At 56.0% G+C, this 20300-nt stretch carries 17 protein-coding genes and 1 pseudogene; 3 read left to right on the top strand and 15 right to left on the bottom strand.

Going from position 1 to position 20300, the window contains the following annotated elements:
• Positions 1–98: 98 nt before the first annotated feature.
• Positions 99–1235, bottom strand: coding sequence for a zinc-dependent alcohol dehydrogenase (locus ASH01S_RS13985; RefSeq protein WP_067929079.1), 1137 nt, complete (start codon positions 1233–1235; stop codon positions 99–101).
• Positions 1236–1462: 227 nt separating this feature from the next.
• Here ASH01S_RS13985 and ASH01S_RS13980 point away from each other — a divergent pair, with 227 nt between their 5' ends.
• Positions 1463–2197 carry a hypothetical protein gene (locus tag ASH01S_RS13980; protein ID WP_067929070.1) on the top strand — a complete coding sequence of 245 codons (735 nt, stop codon included), beginning with the start codon at positions 1463–1465 and terminating at the stop codon, positions 2195–2197.
• 47 nt (positions 2198–2244) lie between these two features.
• Here ASH01S_RS13980 and ASH01S_RS13975 read toward each other — a convergent pair whose 3' ends face one another.
• Positions 2245–2988, bottom strand: a complete 744-nt coding sequence (locus tag ASH01S_RS13975) for an SDR family NAD(P)-dependent oxidoreductase (protein WP_067929069.1) — start codon at positions 2986–2988, stop codon at positions 2245–2247.
• A gap of 77 nt (positions 2989–3065) precedes the next feature.
• Positions 3066–4274: an MFS transporter gene (locus ASH01S_RS13970; protein ID WP_067929068.1), complete on the bottom strand. Its 1209-nt coding sequence runs from the start codon at positions 4272–4274 to the stop codon at positions 3066–3068.
• Between the two features lie 713 nt (positions 4275–4987).
• On the opposite strand from ASH01S_RS13970, the gene ASH01S_RS13965 reads away from it, so the two are divergent.
• Together ASH01S_RS13965 and cysK are read left to right on the top strand one after the other, a co-directional pair.
• Entirely contained in the window at positions 4988–6124 is a 1137-nt protein-coding gene (locus ASH01S_RS13965) for an acyltransferase (protein ID WP_067929067.1), read from the top strand.
• Between the two features lie 223 nt (positions 6125–6347).
• Positions 6348–7307, top strand: coding sequence for a cysteine synthase A (gene cysK / locus ASH01S_RS13960; RefSeq protein WP_067929066.1), 960 nt, complete (start codon positions 6348–6350; stop codon positions 7305–7307).
• Between the two features lie 197 nt (positions 7308–7504).
• Here cysK and ASH01S_RS13955 read toward each other — a convergent pair whose 3' ends face one another.
• The 12 genes and pseudogenes from ASH01S_RS13955 to ltrA (ASH01S_RS13895) form a co-directional block, all read right to left on the bottom strand.
• Positions 7505–8512, bottom strand: a complete 1008-nt coding sequence (locus ASH01S_RS13955; protein ID WP_067929065.1) for an amidohydrolase family protein — start codon at positions 8510–8512, stop codon at positions 7505–7507.
• 145 nt (positions 8513–8657) lie between these two features.
• Positions 8658–9152 (bottom strand): aromatic-ring-hydroxylating dioxygenase subunit beta, encoded by a 495-nt coding sequence (locus ASH01S_RS13950; protein WP_067929064.1) that lies wholly within the window; start codon positions 9150–9152, stop codon positions 8658–8660.
• A gap of 28 nt (positions 9153–9180) precedes the next feature.
• A complete protein-coding gene (locus ASH01S_RS13945) occupies positions 9181–10455 on the bottom strand; it encodes an aromatic ring-hydroxylating oxygenase subunit alpha (RefSeq protein ID WP_067929063.1) in 1275 nt (424 codons plus the stop codon).
• Positions 10456–10761: 306 nt separating this feature from the next.
• Positions 10762–11700, bottom strand: coding sequence for a LysR family transcriptional regulator (locus tag ASH01S_RS13940; RefSeq protein WP_067929062.1), 939 nt, complete (start codon positions 11698–11700; stop codon positions 10762–10764).
• 174 nt (positions 11701–11874) lie between these two features.
• Positions 11875–13230 carry an MFS transporter gene (locus tag ASH01S_RS13935; protein WP_067929061.1) on the bottom strand — a complete coding sequence of 452 codons (1356 nt, stop codon included), beginning with the start codon at positions 13228–13230 and terminating at the stop codon, positions 11875–11877.
• A gap of 297 nt (positions 13231–13527) precedes the next feature.
• Complete coding sequence (locus ASH01S_RS18575) at positions 13528–13842, bottom strand: hypothetical protein (RefSeq protein ID WP_157067150.1); 315 nt, start codon at positions 13840–13842, stop codon at positions 13528–13530.
• A 6-nt stretch (positions 13843–13848) separates the two neighbouring features.
• On the bottom strand, positions 13849–14973 hold the full coding sequence (locus tag ASH01S_RS13925) for a zinc-dependent alcohol dehydrogenase (RefSeq protein WP_067929059.1): 1125 nt from the start codon (positions 14971–14973) through the stop codon (positions 13849–13851).
• Between the two features lie 15 nt (positions 14974–14988).
• Positions 14989–16341 (bottom strand): Rieske 2Fe-2S domain-containing protein, encoded by a 1353-nt coding sequence (locus tag ASH01S_RS13920; protein ID WP_067929058.1) that lies wholly within the window; start codon positions 16339–16341, stop codon positions 14989–14991.
• A 379-nt stretch (positions 16342–16720) separates the two neighbouring features.
• Positions 16721–17185, bottom strand: a pseudogene (locus ASH01S_RS13915) (transposase); the annotation flags it as partial.
• Between the two features lie 91 nt (positions 17186–17276).
• Positions 17277–17834, bottom strand: coding sequence for a group II intron maturase-specific domain-containing protein (locus tag ASH01S_RS13910; RefSeq protein WP_169794244.1), 558 nt, complete (start codon positions 17832–17834; stop codon positions 17277–17279).
• Positions 17835–17895: 61 nt separating this feature from the next.
• Positions 17896–19134 (bottom strand): group II intron reverse transcriptase/maturase, encoded by a 1239-nt coding sequence (gene ltrA, locus ASH01S_RS13905; RefSeq protein WP_067929056.1) that lies wholly within the window; start codon positions 19132–19134, stop codon positions 17896–17898.
• Positions 19135–19643: 509 nt separating this feature from the next.
• The coding region (ltrA, locus tag ASH01S_RS13895; RefSeq protein WP_157067149.1) for a group II intron reverse transcriptase/maturase at positions 19644–20300 on the bottom strand (657 nt) is incomplete at its 5' end.

Raw genomic sequence — 20300 nt, 5'->3', positions numbered from 1 at the left:
CCATCTGTTGACACGTCTACTCTACGAGGGGCGCACGGCGGGGTCAACGCAAACAAATTCAGACCTGGCGCGCCTGTTGGTGACAAAACTGAAGAGGGTCAAGGTGTGAGCACCACCTTGATGCACCCATCCTCCTTTCCGTCGAACAGATTGTACCCCCGCTCCGCGTCGGACAAGGGCAGGCGGTGGGTGATGATATCAGTCGGATCGATCACGCCTTCGGCTACCATCTGGTACAACCGGCTCATCCGCCGGATGACAGGAGCTTGTCCCATTTTCAACGTGATATTGCGGGCAAACAGGTCTCCGAGAGGAAACGCGTTGTAACGCATGCCGTAGACCCCGGTAAGCTGGACGGTGCCGCCTTTGCGCACGGCCTGGGCCGCGATTTGAATCGCCCCCAGCGTCCCGCCCTGCAGTTTGAGCAGGGACTCTACCTTTTCGACCACTGTCATTTTGCCGTCCATGCCGACACAGTCGAGCACGACATCCGCTCCGCCGTGAGTCATCTCCTTGACGTGGCGGCCCATATTCTCCTCGTCCTCAATGTTCACGGTCTCCACCTGATTGATGCGGTGTGCGTGCTCCAAACGGTAGGGAACATAATCGAGCGCTATCACCCGCTTGGCTCCGGCGCGCCAGGCGAACTTTTGCGCCATCAGACCAACTGGCCCGCATCCCAGCACGACCACCGTGTCACCATGCTTCACCCCGGCGTTCTCCACGCTCCAGAGCGCTGTGGGAAGGACATCCGACAAGAACAGCAGGTACTCATCCGGAAATTCGCATTCCTTGGGCACGACGAACGGCGTGAAGTTGGCGAAGGGAACGCGCAAGTACTCGGCCTGTCCACCCTGGTAGCCGCCAAACGTATCCGAATAGCCGAAATAGGCGCCGCTGTCGCCGTGCGGATTGGCGTTGTCGCATTGACTCTCGAGGCCGTGCCGACAGCTGTCGCAGTGTCCGCAGGCGATGTTGAACGGGATGACCACCCGGTCTCCCTTTTTCACCCGCGTCACCTCTGGCCCGACTTCTTCAACGATGCCCATGGGCTCGTGGCCAATCACGGTATCGGGGCGCAGGTTGGGAATCATCCCGTGCAACAGGTGCAAATCGGAACCACAGATGGCCGTCTTCGTGATGCGCACTACGATGTCGTCCGGTTTTTCAATGGCCGGGTCCGGGACTTCTTTGACCTGGACATGCTTGGGCGCCTGGAAGGTGACTGCTTTCAACATTCCTTCCTCCCCGCTGGTGGTATTCCTACCTAACGTTTGCCCGGAAAGCGGAAATCATGTGGGGACCAAGAAAAGAAAGCCGGATAGGTAAGGATTTCCGGGCTCACCCATATGGATAAAAATGGAACGCGGCGAGGTGGCTGGATTTGCATAACTTCGTCGGCCGCGCACAGATTAGGTGCGAGGTCTCATGATCTCGCACGAAGATGAGGGGAGGACTGGAAATGCACCAGGCTCTGCAAGAACTGCAGCAGATCCGCTCGATTTGCCAGCAGCTGGCGGCCAATGAGCAGCAGAACGCGCAGATGCTCCAACAGTCGCCGATGGGCGCGACGATGGCGACTAAAGAGTCTCAAGCCGCGCAGCAGCTCCAGCAGTGTGTCCAGCTGTGCGACCGGATTGCGCAATCGATTCAGCAATCCAGCCTGCAGGCCAACCAGTTTGCGGGGCACGCACCGTTTGCGCAGCAGTATCCGTCCAATCAATACCAGCCGCAGGCCTATTCGTCCACCGCTATCCAACAGGTGATGCAGGCGGACCGGGGAACTGCGACAGACCGGCGGGAAGTGCCAAGCTACACCAACTACAACACCCAAGCCGCAGGCGCGCAGTACGGACAAAACTTCGCGTCGAGTGCGGGTGTCCAGCAGGCGCTGCAGGCGGATCACCAAGCGACCGACCGGCGCGGGCCGAGCTACAACAACTATAATGCTCAATCGACCGCCCAGTTTGGCCACAACTACGCTTCCAATGCAGGCGTGCAGCAAGTGCTGCAGGCGGACCACCAGGCGACCGACCGACGCGAGGCTCCGAGCTATACCCACTACAACGCTCCAGCCAATGCGCCCTACGGGCAAAACGCCAACGCCGGGGTCCAGCAGGTGCTGCAGGCGGATCACCAAGCGACCGACCGCCGCGGTCCCAGCCAGACGAACTACAACAGCCGCGTGTATCAGTAACTCGTCGCGCCAACCGCAACCGGCCGCCCCTGCTGGGCGGCCTTTCGTCATTCGACGTAGATCATCTTCCGTGTCATGCCACCGTCCAGTACCAGGTTGACCCCGGTCAGGAAGTCATTATCAGGGTCCGTGAGATAAAAGCAAGCCCGGACCACATCGCTTGGCCGACCCACCCGACCCGCCGGATGCTGAGCGTGATCTGCCTGGGTCAGCGCACCGTAATCACCGGTCTCAATCCACCCCGGACTGATACAGTTGACACGAATGCGCTTTGGGCCAAGGGAAACGGCCAGCGCGTGGGTGAGCGCCACAATCCCACCCTTGGACGCGGCGTAGGCTTCACTGTTGGGCTCGGACATCAGTGCCCGCGTCGACGCGATGTTGACAATGGCGCCGCCCGTCTCCCGCATCCGTTTTGCCGCCTCGCGGGCGCACAAAAACGCCCCTCGCAGGTTGGTCTCAAGCACCATGTCCCACTCCTGCACGGTCAGCTCCAGCGGCGACTTCCAGATGCCGATGCCCGCGTTGTTGATGAGAATGTCGATCCGCCCGAATCGAGCGGCAGTGGTCTCGGCCAGCCGCGTGACGTCGTCGGCCTGGCGCACGTCACAGATTACGGCCGCGACGGCGTCCGACGATAGCTGGGCAGTCGCCTCGTCCAACAGCTGCGCGTCTCGGTCGGCGAAGACGACGCGCGCCCCCGCCTCCGCGTATGCCGTTGCCACTGCCCGACCAATGCCCCTCCCGGCCCCGGTCACCAACACCACTTTATCCGTGAATCGTCCTGCCACAAACGTGTACCTCCTTATTGCCAAGCGTCTGGGCTATTTCATTCGACCGTTCTGCGGTCTGTCGTCTGAGGCCACCCTCACATGCCAACGTGCGCCTTTTTCACCCTCTTTACCGTCTGGCGGCCGGTCGCAAACCAGGCCATTCCGGCAACCATCAGCAACAGCCCACCGGTACACCAGAACAAGCTATGGATGGAGTAAGCGCCGCCAATCCATCCCCCAACCAGGGGCCCGAGCGTGTTGCCAATTTGGTTGGCGGTCTGGTTCAACCCGAACGCGCGCCCGCGAAAATCAGGCGTGGTGAAGCGCACTACGAGCCCGTTGATGGCCGGAAACACCGCGCAGAAAAACGCCCCGTAGATGAACCGAACAAGGGCAAAAGTCCACACTTGGTGGAACGGGATCTGGGCGAGGGTCCATAATCCCCCACCTATCAAGCCAATCAGCAACACACGCCGAAAAGTGGTCCTGTCCGCCAATTTGCCCCACAGTGGGGCAAACACCACACTGGCGATGCCGGCGAGGGAAAACACTACCCCAGAGAGCAGCGAGGCGTTGCGCACAGACCCGGACAACTGCGCGACGTACAGCGTCAGTACGGGCTCGACGGTCATGATGGAAAAGGCAGTGAAGGCGTTGAGCCCGAAAGCGGACAAGAGCGGCTTGTTGTGCCATGCGTCCCGAAACGACGCGAACACGGACGTGCGCTGTTGGGTCGGCTCAAACTTGTCCTCCGTCACCCAGAAGATGACCAGAAATGTCGAGAAGAAGACCATGACGCCCGCACTGGCAAAAGCGATCCGGTTGCTAAACAGGTGCGAGAGACCCCCGCCCAAAAGTGGTCCCACGATGCCGCCGGTGGCCGACGCAGCGGAAATCATCGAGAGAGCGTACCCCACCTTGTTTTCCGGCGTATTGGTGCCAACCAGTGCAATCGCGCCTGGGATGTATCCGGATAATAACCCCTGCAGGATGCGCAGGGCCAGCACCTCATAGGGATTTGTGGTGAAAGCAGTGAGCACGTAGATAGCGAACAAGGCAAAACCCGCCCGGACAATCATGGGTTTACGGCCGTACTTGTCCGCCATGGAACCCCAGAACGGAGAAGCGATGGCACCCGCCACGAAGGCGGCGCTGTACAACAGGCCCGACCACATTTCCGTGTGCGTGTGCACGCCTATTTGAATGAGGAACAGGGGGAGGAACGGGATGACCATCGAGAAGCTCGCCGAGGTGACCAAACATCCAATCCACAACACCGCCAGGTTCCGCCGCCACGTCTCCATGCCGCCTCGCCTCTTTACCCTGTGTGTTCTCTCCCCATTCTACAGGGTTTTTCAGGCCGAAGAATCTGACATGTTGCGCGCGGCCGAATTTCCGCGGAATAGAGGATGGAGCCCCCGTCAGCACGCCGCCCTCACGTAGAGTATCGTGACTGGGAACATATCCCTGGTAACAGATTCCGGAGTGGTTGCCACAAGGCTTCTGTCGTCAGCGCGACCAGATGTCCAAGTGAATAAACTCCTGTGCCTCAAGCATCAGAAAGAAAATGACCGCAATCAAAATGACAATCGCCGCCACACGCTTCGTATTCATGAGCCCGGTCTCCTCGTACTGTGATGAAACATAGCGTATCCAATTGGCCGCAGACACATGAGCCTTGGTTGCTCAACGTTGTTTTTTATGCCACAACCGAGCTCTGATCGCAAAAATCAGTTATTATATGTCATATTTTCTTACATATAAGGTTGATCAACAACCGTATTGGCGGTACGATTCAGCTACGGGTGTAAGCATCGCTCCCGTGCTTTACTCCCTCGAATCGTCCATGCGTCACTTCCCGTGACTCCCACTCGGCACGAGTGGGGTATTTTTTTGCCTCTCTCCAGATCTGTCTCCACCTGTCTGTCCCTGGCCTGCTTTTTTCAGGCGCTTTCGAGATTCGAACGTTAGGCTTTCTACGGTGAGTGACATCCTATTCTAGACGGGAGGGAACGGAGTGGCTAAACCGCACCTGCACGAAATCGACCTTATCCGCGCTATCACCATGCTCGGCGTGCTGTCCGTGCACACTCTCTCCATCTATCTGAGCGGGTTGGACGACGGATCGGCCCCGTTCTTATCCATCGCCATGCTCCATTTCTCGTTGAAGTTCACCCGCGAAGCGTTCATGTTCATCACCGGCTTGGTCTTGTTCATCAATTATTACCATAGAGAGTTTCACCTCGCCGCCTTTTGGAAAAAACAATTCCTGCTGATTGGCTTCCCGTATATCGGCTGGGCCACCCTGGACGTGCTCGGGCGCGACAGCGTCGCCAATTCGTTTCACCTGTCGCCGCAGGTTGCGCATGACATCGTACATACGATTCTGGTGGGCAAGCCGTTTTTCCTGTACTACATTCTGGTGACGATTCAGCTGTACGTGATCTTTCCAGTCCTGCTCTGGGGGCTGCGCCGCTGGGAACGCTGGCACCTGCACATTGTCCTTGCCAGCCTGATCCTGCAGCTGCTCTGCATGGCGTTTTACGACCTGTGGCTGCCGCACATCGACACCAGCGGCTGGCCCAATCTGCTCGCGCGACTCGCGGCGCGCAAGGCTACGTTCATTTTGACCTATCAGTTCTGGTTCATCGCCGGTGGCGTACTGGCTTGCCACTACCAGTCCGTCCTGAGGTTTATCGATCAACATCGACGGGCCCTCTGGTACTGGGCCGCCGCCTTTGTACCCATCATCTGGGGCCAGTACTTGTTCAATCGCTATGTCCTGGGTCAGTCGCACGGACAGGCGGAAGCCGTGGAACAACCCATGATGGTCCTCTATGTGATTGTCATCGTCTGCGCGCTCTGGTACACCGGCGTGCTGTGGGCCCGGCGGCGACAAAGCGGGGCCCACCCTCGCTTCAATCATTTGGTCCTTTTGGCGTCCAACGCGTCGTTCGGGATTTATCTCTGTCAGTCCATTCCGCTGTACTTCGCAGAAAACTCAATTGAAGCCATCCATCTGCCAGATTGGCTGTACCTGGCCTCCATACCTGTGGCCATCGCGTTTGTATACGGCCTGGCGATGCTCATCTCCTACACACTAGGGCGCATCCCGGGAGTGTGCTATCTCGTGGGGCGCAGAGCGCCGGCATGAGTGAGAGAGCAACGAACCCCATGGACAAGTACAGTTGTGCTCACGATGCACTCTCTCGGTACAGAGGTCGGAAACCTCCTTGTCATATTTCACCGGTTGCAGCGTTCCTTTTGTATAGTTTCCCTGGCAAAAAACAATGAATTACAGAGGTCAAACCTGCATGATTTCGTTATAATGTCTACGAGGCCATTGTTTTGTCCCTATGGAAAGGAAGGTTGATATCATGTCGAAGTCGCTTGGGACGCCTGAGCGTCCGAAAATCGCCCGGAACATTACAGAGCTGATTGGACACACCCCGCTGATTCGGCTCAATCAGATCAGCGATGCCAGTGGCGCTGAGGTGCTGGCCAAGCTGGAGTACTTCAACCCGCTCGGGAGTGTCAAGGATCGTATCGGCTATGCCATGATCACCGCGGCCGAAGAACAGGGCTTGATCAACAAGGACAGTGTCATCATCGAACCCACAAGCGGTAACACAGGCATTGCCCTTGCGTTCGTATGCGCGGCCAAAGGCTACCGATGCATCCTGTGCATGCCGGAGACCATGAGCATAGAGCGCCGCAAACTCCTGAAGGCGCTCGGAGCTGAACTGGTCTTGACCGAAGGGGCCAAGGGCATGAGCGGGGCCATCCAAAAGGCAGAAGAGCTGGTCAAGAGCACGCCCAACGCCTTCATGCCGCAACAGTTCAAAAACCCTGCCAATCCGGAGATCCACCGTCGCACGACCGCAGAGGAAATCTGGGCGGACACAGACGGCCAAGTGGACATCGTGGTCAGCGGCATCGGCACCGGCGGCACCATCACGGGAGTCGCCGAGGTCATCAAACAGCGCAAGCCCTCCTTCCAAGCTGTGGCCGTGGAGCCGACGGATTCTCCCGTTCTCTCCGGTGGCAAGCCGGGCCCACACAAGATTCAAGGCATCGGAGCCGGCTTTGTCCCCGACGTGTTGAACACCGAAATCTATGACGAGGTGGTGCAGGTTTCCAACGACGAGGCGTTCCAGGCGGCCCGCAAGTTGGCCCGGGAAGAAGGCATTCTCGTCGGCATCTCGTCTGGCGCCGCACTCCACGCGGCTTCTGTGGTGGCAAGCCGGCCTGAGAACCGGGGGAAAACGATTGTGGCGATTCTGCCGGACACGGGTGAACGGTACCTGTCCACCGCGCTGTTCCAGGACGAGCAATAATCCGGTCGGCCGTAGCAGCGTAAAAGGGGGATCATATGGCCAGCTTCATGGGGGTTGTCCTAAAAGAGTGCCGAGGGCACCGGGGTCAGCTCCCTTTTTTCGTTGTCCGCCTGTTTTCCCTCGGTCTACCATGAAAGCGCCATGGCGTATGATGAAAGGAATGTCTCTCTTGAACGGGCAATCGACATAGCTGCTTGCTACTTGACCCCCAACAGGTTCTGAGCATTTTTGTAACAGATTTTTTCACGATCTTCCTGGGACATTTCAATCGAGTTCAGCACCTGGATCGTGCTGCGGATGTAGCCCGGTCCTTTTTCGGGGTCGAACGGAGAATCGGAGGCAAACAGAACTCGGTCTGCGCCATAGAATTCCAGACCACACAGCGTGGCCGCACGGGAGCCGAATACCGCGGTATCGGCGTAGAAATCCTTGAAGTAGTCCAAGGGGCGTCGGCGCAAACTCCTCAACACCGACTCCAAATCCTCATCGGATGTTCGCTTCCCGAGCTGATCCCAACCGGGTCCGACACGTCCCTCGAAGAACGGGACCATAGCCCCCATATGATGAGCCAACACTCTCAGGTCGGGCAACCGGTCCAGGATGCCGGAGAACACCAGCCTTGCCATCGCTGCGCTCGTCTCGTAGGGCCAGCCAAAGGTCCACCAGATCTCGTACTTTGACTTGGTCTCCGTCCGGTAGTCGGGCATCTGGGCGCCACGCGCCGGGTGCAGGAAAACAGGCTTCCTGTATTTCTCCGCCATTTCGAAGACCGGGAGAAACTGAGCATCATCCAGCGGTGCCCCGTTCACGTTCGTGTGAATCTGCAGTCCGTTGGCTCCCAAATCGCGGAAAGCCCGCTCCTCCTCCTCTGCCGCGTTCGGTGAATTCATGGGGAGAGACGCCAGAAAGCCCACGAAGTAGTCTGGGTACTTTTCCACGAGTTCCGCCATGCCCTCGTTCGCAATGCGGGCCAACTCCATCGTGGTCTCGGGCGTTCCCATCGCTTCAAGAGGCGGCATGCCCAACGAGATGACTTGTGTGTAGTCGTCAAACTGCTCTACGATGCGACGGCGGACATCAAGGTCATAGATCGCTGGAATGCCCCGCATACGTTTTCCGATGTCGTTGCCACTCGCATCGAGCTCCAACATTTTCTGCCATAATTTCTGAGGAAAAAAGTGATTGAACACGTCAATGTACCGCATGTGCTGCATCCTCCCCTTGATGCTGTCATGTGCCCCGTTCAGATGATCGCTCATCCGGAGGCTGGCCTATGTGCGGTCGCAGCGGTGACCAGGACACAGTCCATGAAGACCGACTTCATCCCGTCCCACCCTACCGCTCATACGTTCAAAGAATGATACTTACCGAACCCAGTCCGGCGAGTTGCTCCGCATCCAAGATTGCCTTTCTCTCGGCAATCTTGATGTCGCCTCCGCAGACACGAAGCTTATACTCGTAACGCCCGACATATTCGCGAATCTGCTCATGCCTCCTGAATCGGTAAATCACAAAGTTCGCTGTCACGCTCGCAACATCATCCACGACGCTGCGGATTCGCACGTTCGAAATCATCCTGCGCGTCCTCGATTTTGGATTTTCAGCATGGGCATTCCGGCTCTTCAATCGCTTGACTCTGGCCTTGACGCGATGAATGTCGTCAGCGACGATGAACAAGGTGTCATGGTGGTCGCCGTCCGGCGCGTCATTGGGCGGAACGAGATAACTCGCGTCGTCCGTCAACAGCCCCAACCACTCATCCAGCCTCCACTCGTCAAGGAGGGCGGCTTCCATGTACAGAAAATCTTCAATTTCAGCCCGACTGATTTGCGGCTGTTCTGACATAATCGTCCCTCCAAACGGCCTCTTGTCCTCAATCTGTTTGCATCAATTCATTCCAGCGGCGCCAAAACGCCCGCAGATGCGGCTCATCGGTGTTCAACTGCTCCTCGATCGGCTTCGTCATCCCCCGCGAGAGGTCCGACCACTCCACCTCCTTCCATGTCGCGATGCCCTGCTGCAGTACCTCCAGCGCCTCGACATCGTCGGGCGTCGCAAACCCTCCGGGACCATAGAACGTCAGAAAACTGTCCAACCTGCGCGCACGTGCGGTGGCCGATTCTCCAACGGGTCCGATGGCCCAGGCGGTGACCCGCATGCGCCGCTCGGTAAGCGGAAAGAACGTCCGAACCGTGACCGAAGACCCATCATTGATGACCAGGTTCGGAAAAATTAACAGGTTCCGGTTGGTATCCGCAGCGCGGTAGGCCCGTTCCTCGCCCAGCCTGCTGACGAGTTCCGCGCGGATTTGGGCGATTTCTTCTCGCGCTTCCTCCCCGTACATAGGCATCCAATAGGCAATTGGCCGCCCTCGATACGTTTGGTTATCGATCACGGCGTGGCCGTTGCCCAGTGCCTTCCCCAGGCCATGCCTCGGCATCAACAAGCCCTTGGGTATCGCCACATTGACGCCAGAGTCTTTCAAGTATTCAAAATACGTGATGTGAGTCGGTGCCACATGGTAGTCATCGAAACTGTTTTCGGCTAACAGTTTCCAGTTGGCTGCTATGTCGTACTCCTGCGTACCCTGGATGATTTCGAGTTCTCCCGTGGGTGATTGGTCTACAATGATGTCCAGATACTCCTTGGCCCCTGCAAGATAGTGAGTCAAGCTCTCTGCATGTGCGTCAAAATTGAGAAGGTAGAATCCTTTGTAATGGGCAAGCCGCGGAACCTCTCTCAGGGCTAAGTGTCCTTTGTCGAAATTCGGTCCATAGGCGTCTTCCCCCGGAACCGCGATGAGCTCGCCGCAGTTGTTGAATGACCAGGCGTGATAGAAGCAACGAAACGTTTTTGCGTTTCCCTCCCGCTCGCGGCAGACAAGTGTTCCACGGTGCGTGCAGGAGTTGAGGAAGACGCGGATCTCGCCGTCCGCACCCTTCGTAAAGATGACGGGGCGCCCACCCACTACCCGGGTTCGAAAGTCGCCAGGGTTGCGCACCTCGGAAACGTGCCCGACATAAAGCCAGCAGCGATCGAATATCTTACTTCGCTCTTGCTCCAAGATTTCAGGTTTGACAAAGACCGACCGATGGACCTTGAAAACCGCCTGCTCCGAATCGTCGATGATGTAACGTACAGTATCCATGAGTAACCTCCCTCAACGATCTTGCGCGTTCTTCTGTATGCTTGATCGTGCGTAGCTTTTCGCATGAGACAAAGAAGGCTACCTGATTTCGAACGTTTATTATTAATATTCAGATATAAATGACCCAATTCTTAGAAGACATCCACTGTTGCCAAAGGACAAGGGCTTGTCAAGCTCGGCGCTGCGTGGCACGACTCGCACAAGCAACGTGAACCTTCTTGTCCATGGTCTGAATCGTCAGCTAAGGTTGAATCTATAATCTCCGTCCGCTTCATTTTGCGCATTCGCGAAAGTGGGCTTATACCCTCAAGAAGTATCCATGTTAGCGGTTTTCCGGTTTTTATAGTCAATCGATCTGAAATATTCCATAATCATTTGCTGCATCATTCTCACCATGAGGTAGGATGATTTCGCCTTCAAGAAAATCACAGTCATCCGAGTGCTCACGTCAGACAACTGCCGCACCTTTACACCGACCAGTCTGCCATCCTCCAGTTCGTTATGAACACAGATAAGAGGCAGCAAACTGATACAGGACGAATACGAAACCATCGCCTTGGCAGCTTCCAACTGCTCCAATTGGGCTGTGACATTCGGTACGGTATTGTAGCTTCCGTAGGTGCGTTGGATCTTTCTCCAGCCCTCCGTGGACTGCTCATAAGTGACCAAAGGCTCGTTGAGTATGTCCTGGATGTCGACTTCTTTTTTTCCAGCCAGTCGGTGGTTGGGGCTGCAAACCAGGACCCATGGCGTATCGTGAACGTACAAGCGTTCAATTTGTTGGTTCATGATATCGTACGAGACCAATCCAATGTCCACTTGGTTGTCCAGCACCATGTTGTAAATACTTCTTGTGGTACCGTTAATTACATAGAATCCAATTCTGGGATACCTTTCTTGAACCATACCCAGTATGCGCGGGAGCGCGTCTACGGTCCAAGAAGGAGTCACCCCGATACGTATCTTGCCTTCAAACACATGTTTTACATTGCGGACGTTGTTCTCCGCTTCCTGCATGAGGCGAATCATCTGCTGCGCAAGCGGTAAGAATACCCTCCCCTCTTCGGTCAGATGAACACGATGATTCTTGTTCCGTACAAACAGTTGTACGCCCAGGCGGTCTTCAAGCCGCTTGATGCGGGCCGTAATGGACGGCTGCCGGAGATTCATGGCATTCGCCGCCTTGACAAAGCTCAAATGTGTTGCCACGCTCACAAACGTTTCAACGTTCTCCAAATCATTCACTTCATCCCCACACCCTCCAGGTCTTATTCTATTAACGTATTCTGAATATGTAAAATAGAACTTTTTTATTCTCCTCTGTCGCATCAATCAAAAGGATGCCTGGCCGAAAAATGAAGGACAGAGCGCCTCGGTAAACGCTCTGTCAACCATGCAGGAAAATTGATTCTCGTTGTCTCATTTTGCAGCAACCGACCCTTGCTCCGCGCCTGCGATTCTGGAATCCACCAGCTTGCGGCTGATGAGTGACAGACCGATGGCGGCGACGAGTGCGGCGACGGCGGCCAACATAAAAATGTTGGGCAGGGTCCACTGCGCAGCAACCAATGCGCCACCAATCAACGGACCGACGATTGAACCGATGCGTCCTACGCCCAATGCCCAACTGGCTCCAGTAGAACGTGCACTCGTGGGATAGACGCTGGCGGCAATGGCATTCATGTTGGATTGGACTCCAATGATAAAGAATCCGCAGAAGAATAGCACGACAATCAACCCACCGATGGTGTGCATATAGCCAAGGAGTATGAGCAACACCACCGCAAGCAAACTCGAAACGCTTAGCACCACTTTCGGGTTGGCTCGGTCGCTCGTGGAACCCAGGACAATTGTACCCACGATGCCGCCGCCCTGCAGCATAGCCGTTGCAATGATCGCCCTGCCCATCGGAAAGCCTGCACCTTGCAAAAGTGTTGGCATCCAATTCGTCAAGAAGTAGATCAGCAGTAGCGTCATGAAGAAAACAATCCAGACCAGCACCGTGTTTACGGCTCTGCCTTCCGTGAAGAGATGCTTCACTGGGACACCTGGTAGCCTCGATTCAGGAAGATAGAAGTCGCTCTGATCACTCACGGTGCCAGGGCCTGCGATGCGATTGAGTGACACTGCGACCCGTGCCTGTTTCCGCCCATGCAGCACCAGGAAACGGATCGATTCAGGCAACACCCCAATCGCAATGAGTCCAATGACAATCGGCGCAATCCCACCGAGATAAAACACAGAGGTCCAGCCCAATGCAGGGATCATCTGCGCTGAGATGATGCCGCCGAGCGTGGCTCCAAAAGGAAAACCCGTCCACATAATACTGAGAATAGTCTTACGGATACGGGTTGGGGAATACTCCGCCAACAACGCGGTGACGTTGCCCATGCAGCCCCCGAGACCCAGTCCAGTCAGAAATCTCATAACTAACAAGCTACCCACTCCAGATGCGGTCGTAGTTATAATCGAAAAAATCCCACATAGAAACACCGCGCTACACACGGTGGTCTTACGGCCAATCCTGTCTGCAATTGGTCCCGATATCAGCGCGCCGATGGCTAAACCAACCAAGCTGGACGAGAAAATCGGCGCAAGCGTCTCCGCCGAAGTGCCCCAAACCTTCTCAAGTGTGGGCGCGACAAAGGAAATGACCTGGGCATCAAAGCCGTCCAATGCCAACAGAAAGAAACCGACAATGACCATGAGAACTTGGAATCCCGCGAATGGAGTGTCATCGATAAGCTTGGACACATCTACCCTTTCACTCGCCATACGGATCCCCCTAGGCCAAAGATTTATGTCGACCAATCAACCATTACGCGCAGACCCGTCAATAGCATCTATGCCCCCGCGACGACTCACTAGGTCTTTGAATGATAGCGCCTTCATCCGCACACAAGAGACACTTTAGAGATGAATATAAAAAATTTACACATAATGATGTTCGCCATGCGGTGGGAGATCGCTTACACTGTCTCGCTGGATGCAATCCCCCTACTTGCTCTCGTCGTCCACTGTGTTACGGTACTTGCGTCCCGTGTTGTGCTTCAACGTCTGTCGGGTGCACACTCAGGCTTCCGACAGACGCGGTACATCCAAGAGCGCGATGAGTTCATCCAGTCCCAAACGTTCCAAAAGTCCCTCCACATCCACATGAGGCAGAGGGGACCGGGGCACCGGAGGGCAGCCACCGGATCGAAGAATCGATACGATTGTACGAATCCGCCGCACGTCCAGTTCGTCAATCATCCGTACCGTTTCTAGTCCCTCGACGACACAATCAGGCACTTCAGGGTAAGAAACGATCCGTATCCACGTGCCATCCCGAAGCAAAGATTGCGAGGAGAGGATGTAGGGTATACTTAGATACTCTCTCAAGGTCATGGCATCTTACCTGCCTGTCATGGCTGTCTGCGCACCCGGCAGAATCGTGACGTGCACAGCTTGTTCGGCAAACTCTCCGGCTGTCAATCGGATCGCCCGGTCGACCTCTTCCAGGGAAAGGTGATGTGTCGACATTTCCGCTATTGGATACTTTCGGGACGCAATGAGTTCGAGCGCCAATTCCACAGCCATGTAACTGTGCCCGCGCACACCCCGGAGGGTGAGACACCGCTTCGAAAGGACCGACACCGGAAATTGCGGAATCCCCTCCGCTGCGCCGGTCGGCAGAAGCAACTGGCCATGCTTGCGCAGCAGGTTGAACGCCAGTCCCACCGTTTCGCCACTACCTCGGGCGGTATCGACCACCATATCGACCCCTTCTCCCTGCGTCAAATCTTGGACCATTTCGATTAGGTGCCTGTCGGGTCCATGAAATACCACATCCGCTCCGAGCTTCTCGGCGACTTCTAGCCGTCTTCTATCCCGATTCAGCCCCACAGCAATGACCATCTGTGCACCGGCCAATTTTGCTGCCAACACGCATCCCAACCCTTGCTGTCCTGGTCCCAGAATGACGACCGTTTGCCCAGGTCTCAATTGTCCCTCCCGGCATACCCATTGGATGCCATTGGAGATCGGCAGGGCCAGAACCGCTTCGGCAGCCGGGATCCGCTCATCCACGCGGTGAAACACCGTTCGCGGATGAAGGTAAAGGTACTCAGCGTATCCCCCCCACAGGCCTGGATACACGTTGATCGGCGTGGACCCGAAGCGGATCGCGTCTGCAGATAGTAGCGAGTCCGTCGCCCAGCAGGAGCGAAAGTTGCCACTGCGACACGCTCGACAGTGACCGCACGGCAGGTATTCCTCCAGCAGGACGCGGTCACCTTCAGAAACGCCCCATCGTTCTTTGGCGATAGGTCCAAGCGCGGTCACACGCCCCAAGTTTTCATGACCTAGAATTCGCGGCTCCGTGATCTGAGAGCGGTAGTGGCGCACATCGCTTCCACATACTCCCGCCACCTCGACTTGAAGCAGCCCATCGTCCAGTCCTATTTCGGGCAGGGGTAGTCGACGAATCTCTGTTTCCCCGGCACTGATCATGACGGCTGCTCTGACGTCCTTCGTCATTCAATCCCTCCTCAATCAGATAAAGTGTACTGTCCTCTCATTTGCCGACGTGAGCCGAGCCGCTTCCTCCACCCAATCCGCATCCACTGGTAACCGCATGGATGCCGAGCGAATGTAGTAGGATTCGGGAGCTTCGACACCGACCGGTTTCATGTTCCGTTCCAGGATCCCTTTCGCAGCGTTTAGCCATAGCCGACGCATCCGGATAATGGCCAAGTCGGCCGTTCCCAGGTGTTCCTTGCGGCGGTCGTAAATGGGGCCCATGGACTCCTGAACGGCTTGGTCCTGCATAGCAATCGTCGGGATCCCGGAAAAGGCCTTGGTCGCCTGTGCGTTCCAGTCAATCATGTAGTCGTTGGCCTTGTTCGGTTTCGGCCGCCAGCCGCTGCCCGGGGCCGACGTTTCCTCCATGTACATGTCCAGCGGCAGATGTCGGCCATTGCCTTCACTCGTTCCTACCCGTTCAGGGGACCAATGGCGCATGTCCTCGAGTTCGTCCTCCCTGAGGTCCCGCGATGGATGCCAAGTTATGGTCCATACCATCGTCGACACGTCATCAATCGGCACCCAGGCGTGGCCGCTCAGCGGACTGTCGCCTCCATAGGATGGAAGAATAGTGTAAAATGGCATCATACACTGCGTGATTCGCCAGTAGTGATAACCGGGTTCAGCATTTCTGCGCGCACCGACCATCATTCCGTACGGTGTTTCCACCGTCTCGTAATGTGGAAATGTGTCCGCAGCCATGTACTTCATGCCGTGTTCCCGCGGGCTGCCCGTGAAGTCCGCTGGGTTCAGTCGACTGTGCAGGAAGGAGACATGACTGGAGTCAATGCCGCCCTCGTATGCCTGCACCCAGTTGCACTCCTGCAATCGTTTGCTGATATAGCAACGAGACTCCGGCACCAGATTCCACTCGAAATGGGGCAATGCTGGCCTTTCCGATTCCTGCTTGTCGCCCATGTAGGTCCAAACGACCCCGTTTCGTTCCACACACGGATACGCTTTCGCCCGGATGCGGTCCTTGAACGTGCTCCCCGGCGGTTCGTTTGGCATATCTGCAATCCTGCCGCTGACTTCGAACTTCCATCCGTGATAAACACAGCGCAGGCCACACTGCTCGTTTCTGCCGAAGTACAGCGACGCGCCTCGATGTGGACAGTATTCTTCCAGCAAACCGACGTTTCCCCTCGTATCCCGAAAAGCAATCAGGTCTTCGCCAAGAACTCGCACGCGGAGCGGTCGACCGTCTCTTTCTGGAAGCTCGCTGGACAACAGCATCGGCAGCCAATAGGCCCGCATGACGTTTCCCATCGGCTTACCCGGTCCCACTCTCGTGATCAGCATGTTGTCTTCCTTGCTCAGCATTCTGCCTCCCCCTCGTATCGTTCTCGGTGACATACGGCTGACGTCGATTTCTGGCGTGAGCCGTCTTCGCAAAACGGAGTGTCGACGCAACCAATACAAAGGCAGACGATGTTCTGCCAGTTCTCTGAGTTCAACTACACATCTTGATCATATGAAAAGTAATACTATTTGTAAATTCGATTTTTTCTATATACAACGTCGAAACGGATTGAAGAAACATATTGTCAAGGAGGCCTGCGATTTTCACAAATTCTTTGGGCATACTACAGGGGCATACATGTCGCATTCCATAGTGTCTTCTTTGCTATGCACCATTCGACACGATCAAGTCCAAAACACTGTGTAAATTGCCCTTCCTGGTAGAAGTTAAAGGCTCGCTTCATTCAAGCCGGTAAACTTTGGCGGCTTGGGGTTTCGCTTGTCGCTCGCTTTGCCACTCCCAGTACTCCTGCATGTTCAAATAGCGATGGCCCGTACTCCAAGCCTCGTCAATCTCCATCAGCAGGGCACCCAAAAGCCGATTCGCAGACTCCCGGTTCGGGAAGATCCGTATCACCCTCTCACGCCGCCGAATTTCTTCGTTCAGACGCTCGACTCCGTTTGTGGTACGCAGCCGTCTGTGGTAACGATCCGGCGGGGCCAAAACCGCTGTCACATCCTCAAACCCATCCTCCAGCACCTGTACGGCCTTCGGCGCTTTGTCGGCAAATTCTTCGACAAAGTCATTTTTCAGCATCCGGGCCGTCCTCATATCGGGTGCATCCAGGATCGCCCGTACACGTTTGTAGACTTCCTCCTGTAGCGTCTTTGGGGTAACATCTAGCAGATTGCGCATAAGTAGAGTAGAAGGCTGGCGCGGCAAGACCATTTCCAGCCTCCCCTCATCGAACCGTGCGTGACGTTCTCCGTCACACGGCTCTCCTAATCCCTTCACCTCAGGCATTCGCAGAATCATAAACCACAGTTCCCGCCAATGTACGTAGGCCCAGATGCGTGTGACTGGATAGATAGATGGACATCCCATGTCGGATACCGCGACGATCATACTTCCGGGCGATGAAGCGACTCAACCGCTCTACCACATAGTTGTCGATAGCCCGAAATTGACGGGTGGAATTCCCAAACCGGAAGTACGCAGCCCATCCAGTCAGGTAGCGATTGAGGTCCTGGACCACCACGCTAACCGGCAGTCCTACTCGGTGCAACGGAGTCAACTCGCGGATGCGTTCGCGCGCTCGCTTCATTGCCTTCCGACTCGGCCAGCAAGCGACGTACCATTTGCCGGACTTCCAGTGACTTGGGATCCATCGATAGGGGTAGCCGAGGAAGTCGAACCCGCTTCTTGTCTCTTGCAGGTTCACGACTCGCGTTTTCTCCGGTGACAGGGTCAGTCCTAGCCTGGCAAGCAGGGTTTGCAGGATCCGGTATATCCGTTGGGCTTGCCATCGCTGCCAGGTCAGAATCACCAGGTGAGTAGCCCCGGGGAGTTTCACCCCGAGGCCCTCGCAGAACCGGACGTGAACCTCTCGGCTCATCCGGCTCCCGTTATCCAGCCTAAGGTAAAATCCCCATTTGCCAATGCACGAACAGTTTCGGTTCACGCCTGGCGATTTTCCCGAGCCAGTGTGTCGCCCGCCGCTGGTGGCCAGCAAACTTCTTGTATTTGCGTCGTACCCAGCGAACCAAAGCTCGGTTCATGTGCCTGAGCACACAGTACAGTTCCGATTTGTAGAAGCGCCCATAGTATTGGATCCAGCCCCTGATGACGGGATTGAACATCCTGGACAGATCCTCAAGGGTCTTGTCCGGCTTCAGATGCATGCGCCAGTCGTGAATCGTCTGTCGCATGGCCTTCTTCGCCTTGTTGCTTACCGCTGGGGTGAAGTTGATGAAATGCTTGCCATATCTGTTCTTGGACCTTCGCGGTCGAAACGTGTAGCCCAGGAAATCAAATTTCGTTTCCGGGTAATCCCCACGTCGGTCGTCATCTTTGCAGTAGACGATGCGCGTTTTGGTCGGATGGAGTTCAAGTTCGCATTCCTTGAACCGTTCTTCCAAGCTGGCGCGAAGCTTCTGAGCACCTTCCAGACTGTGGCCGTGTGCAACAGCATCATCAGCGTACCGAGCAAACGGCTTGTCCGGATGGTTCTTGTCCATCCATTTGTCAAACACGTAATGGAGAAACAGATTGGCCAGCACCGGGCTGATGACTCCGCCTTGCGGCGTGCCCTTCGTTCGTTCTACCACAGTCCCATCCAGCAATTGAAACGGCGCCTTCAGCCATCTTTCCATGTACAGAATCACCCATGGGTTGTCCGTGTGTTTGCGAACAGCCTTCATCAGCAATTCGTGGTCAATGTTGTCAAACAGCCCCTGGATGTCGAACTCCAGTATCCAGTCATATCGCCAACATCTTTGCCGGGTGACCGCAAGCGCGTCTGCTGCCGACTTCCCTGGTCGATAGCCATAGGAATCCTTATGGAGGTACGGCTCCACTTTGGGCTCGAAGTACATCTTCACGACCATTTGTGCGACGCGGTCGGCCACCGTGGGTACGCCAAGAATCCTTGTTCCTCCGTTTTTCTTGGGTATTTCCACCGCCTTGACTGGGGGAGGAAAGTAGCTGCCGGAGGACATCCGGTTCCAAATCTTGTAGAGGTTGTTCTTCAAATCGGCCTCGAACTGCCCTAGGCTTTCCTCGTCCACCCCAGCCGCGCCCCGGTTTGCTTTCACTCGTCGGAACGCTTCAAGCACCACATATTTGGAGATTTTGTACGGCTTTGTTTTGTCCATTGGCTCCTCCCTTGCGGTTGACCTCTGCACAAAACTGGATAACACAACCCCTTCGCTCCACTTCCATTACGAAGCTTCGTCACTACTACGGGTTGTTCCGCCCCTACACCTCGCATCGGTACTTTCGTCCTTGCGGGTCCTCCGCTTGGAGTTTTTTTCCTTCGCATCGAAGTGCAGGTTCCCACGTTCCGAATCGAAGCCTGTGCCGCGTTCACGCCGCCTTCATGCCGGTCACCGCCTGGACAGTAAGCAGGTTTCCTCCAGACTGATCCCGGGCTAACGACTACCTCCCGGTTTTGATGACGTCCCTACGCTTTCGACACGTTATCAGCGGTTCACTGGTGTTCGTCTCCATCGGCACGGACCTGACGAGGTCTGGCCTCGCCTTTTCCGTAACGCTCACTACCATGGCTTTTGTCCACAGCAGCTTACGGTGGTTTGAAGCCTCCACCTGCATGGCGGCTTCGAGGGGCCTACCCTCATCTTCCATTCGGCATGGCTTCGAGCTATCATCTAGCTCCTCGCCTTCGTGGCGCACGGTCATCCGCGTACCTCACGAGTTTTCCCAGGCGGCTGTATCGGGTCTGCCACAGAATGTCCAGGACATGGAGGTAGATGTTTGCCAATAGAGGCGAGATGACTCCACCCTGCGGTGTCCCCGTTTCCGTCTCATGCAGTACTCCGTCTTCCATCACACCGGCGTCCAACCACTGCCACAGCAGCCGTAACATTCTCCGGTCGCTTATCCGACGCCGTACAAGCCGCATCAACAACCCACGTTTGAGGTTGTCGAAGAAGCCGACGATGTCGGCATCCACTACCCAACGGCATTGCTCCCGCTGAATGGCTTGGCGTATGCGTCGTCTCGCATCATGGGCCGAACGTTTGGGCCGGAATCCGTATGAGCAATCCCGAAAGTTAGCTTCGAAGATGGGCTCCAGCACAATCTTTGCGGCGGTTTGAACAATGGGGTCACGTACGGTCGGAATCCCCAGTGGACGCTTACGCCCATCCGGCTTTGGGATGTAGACTCGCCGAACGGGCTGCGGGCGGTAGCTGCCATTCCGTAATTCCTCCTGTAGTTGACGGAGAAAGGGAACCACGCCCTGCCGCTCGATATCCTCAATCGTGACTCCATCCACACCTGCATTGCCGCCGTTCGCTTT

Origin of the sequence: Alicyclobacillus shizuokensis NBRC 103103 (assembly GCF_001552255.1) — a bacterium.
Classification (GTDB): Bacteria; Bacillota; Bacilli; order Alicyclobacillales; family Alicyclobacillaceae; genus Alicyclobacillus_G; species Alicyclobacillus_G shizuokensis.
This window is presented reverse-complemented; position numbering and strand designations above follow the sequence as displayed.

Coding starts and splice junctions, on each gene's coding strand:
- ASH01S_RS18575 (WP_157067150.1), bottom strand. CDS start 13,842: ATGACCTTGAGAGAGTATCTAAGTATACCCTACATCCTCTCCTCGCAA.
- ltrA (WP_067929056.1), bottom strand. CDS start 19,134: ATGGACAAAACAAAGCCGTACAAAATCTCCAAATATGTGGTGCTTGAA.
- ASH01S_RS13970 (WP_067929068.1), bottom strand. CDS start 4,274: ATGGAGACGTGGCGGCGGAACCTGGCGGTGTTGTGGATTGGATGTTTG.
- ASH01S_RS13945 (WP_067929063.1), bottom strand. CDS start 10,455: ATGGATACTGTACGTTACATCATCGACGATTCGGAGCAGGCGGTTTTC.
- ASH01S_RS13920 (WP_067929058.1), bottom strand. CDS start 16,341: ATGCTGAGCAAGGAAGACAACATGCTGATCACGAGAGTGGGACCGGGT.
- ASH01S_RS13935 (WP_067929061.1), bottom strand. CDS start 13,230: ATGGCGAGTGAAAGGGTAGATGTGTCCAAGCTTATCGATGACACTCCA.
- ASH01S_RS13980 (WP_067929070.1), top strand. CDS start 1,463: ATGCACCAGGCTCTGCAAGAACTGCAGCAGATCCGCTCGATTTGCCAG.
- cysK (WP_067929066.1), top strand. CDS start 6,348: ATGTCGAAGTCGCTTGGGACGCCTGAGCGTCCGAAAATCGCCCGGAAC.
- ASH01S_RS13955 (WP_067929065.1), bottom strand. CDS start 8,512: ATGCGGTACATTGACGTGTTCAATCACTTTTTTCCTCAGAAATTATGG.
- ASH01S_RS13950 (WP_067929064.1), bottom strand. CDS start 9,152: ATGTCAGAACAGCCGCAAATCAGTCGGGCTGAAATTGAAGATTTTCTG.
- ASH01S_RS13925 (WP_067929059.1), bottom strand. CDS start 14,973: ATGACGAAGGACGTCAGAGCAGCCGTCATGATCAGTGCCGGGGAAACA.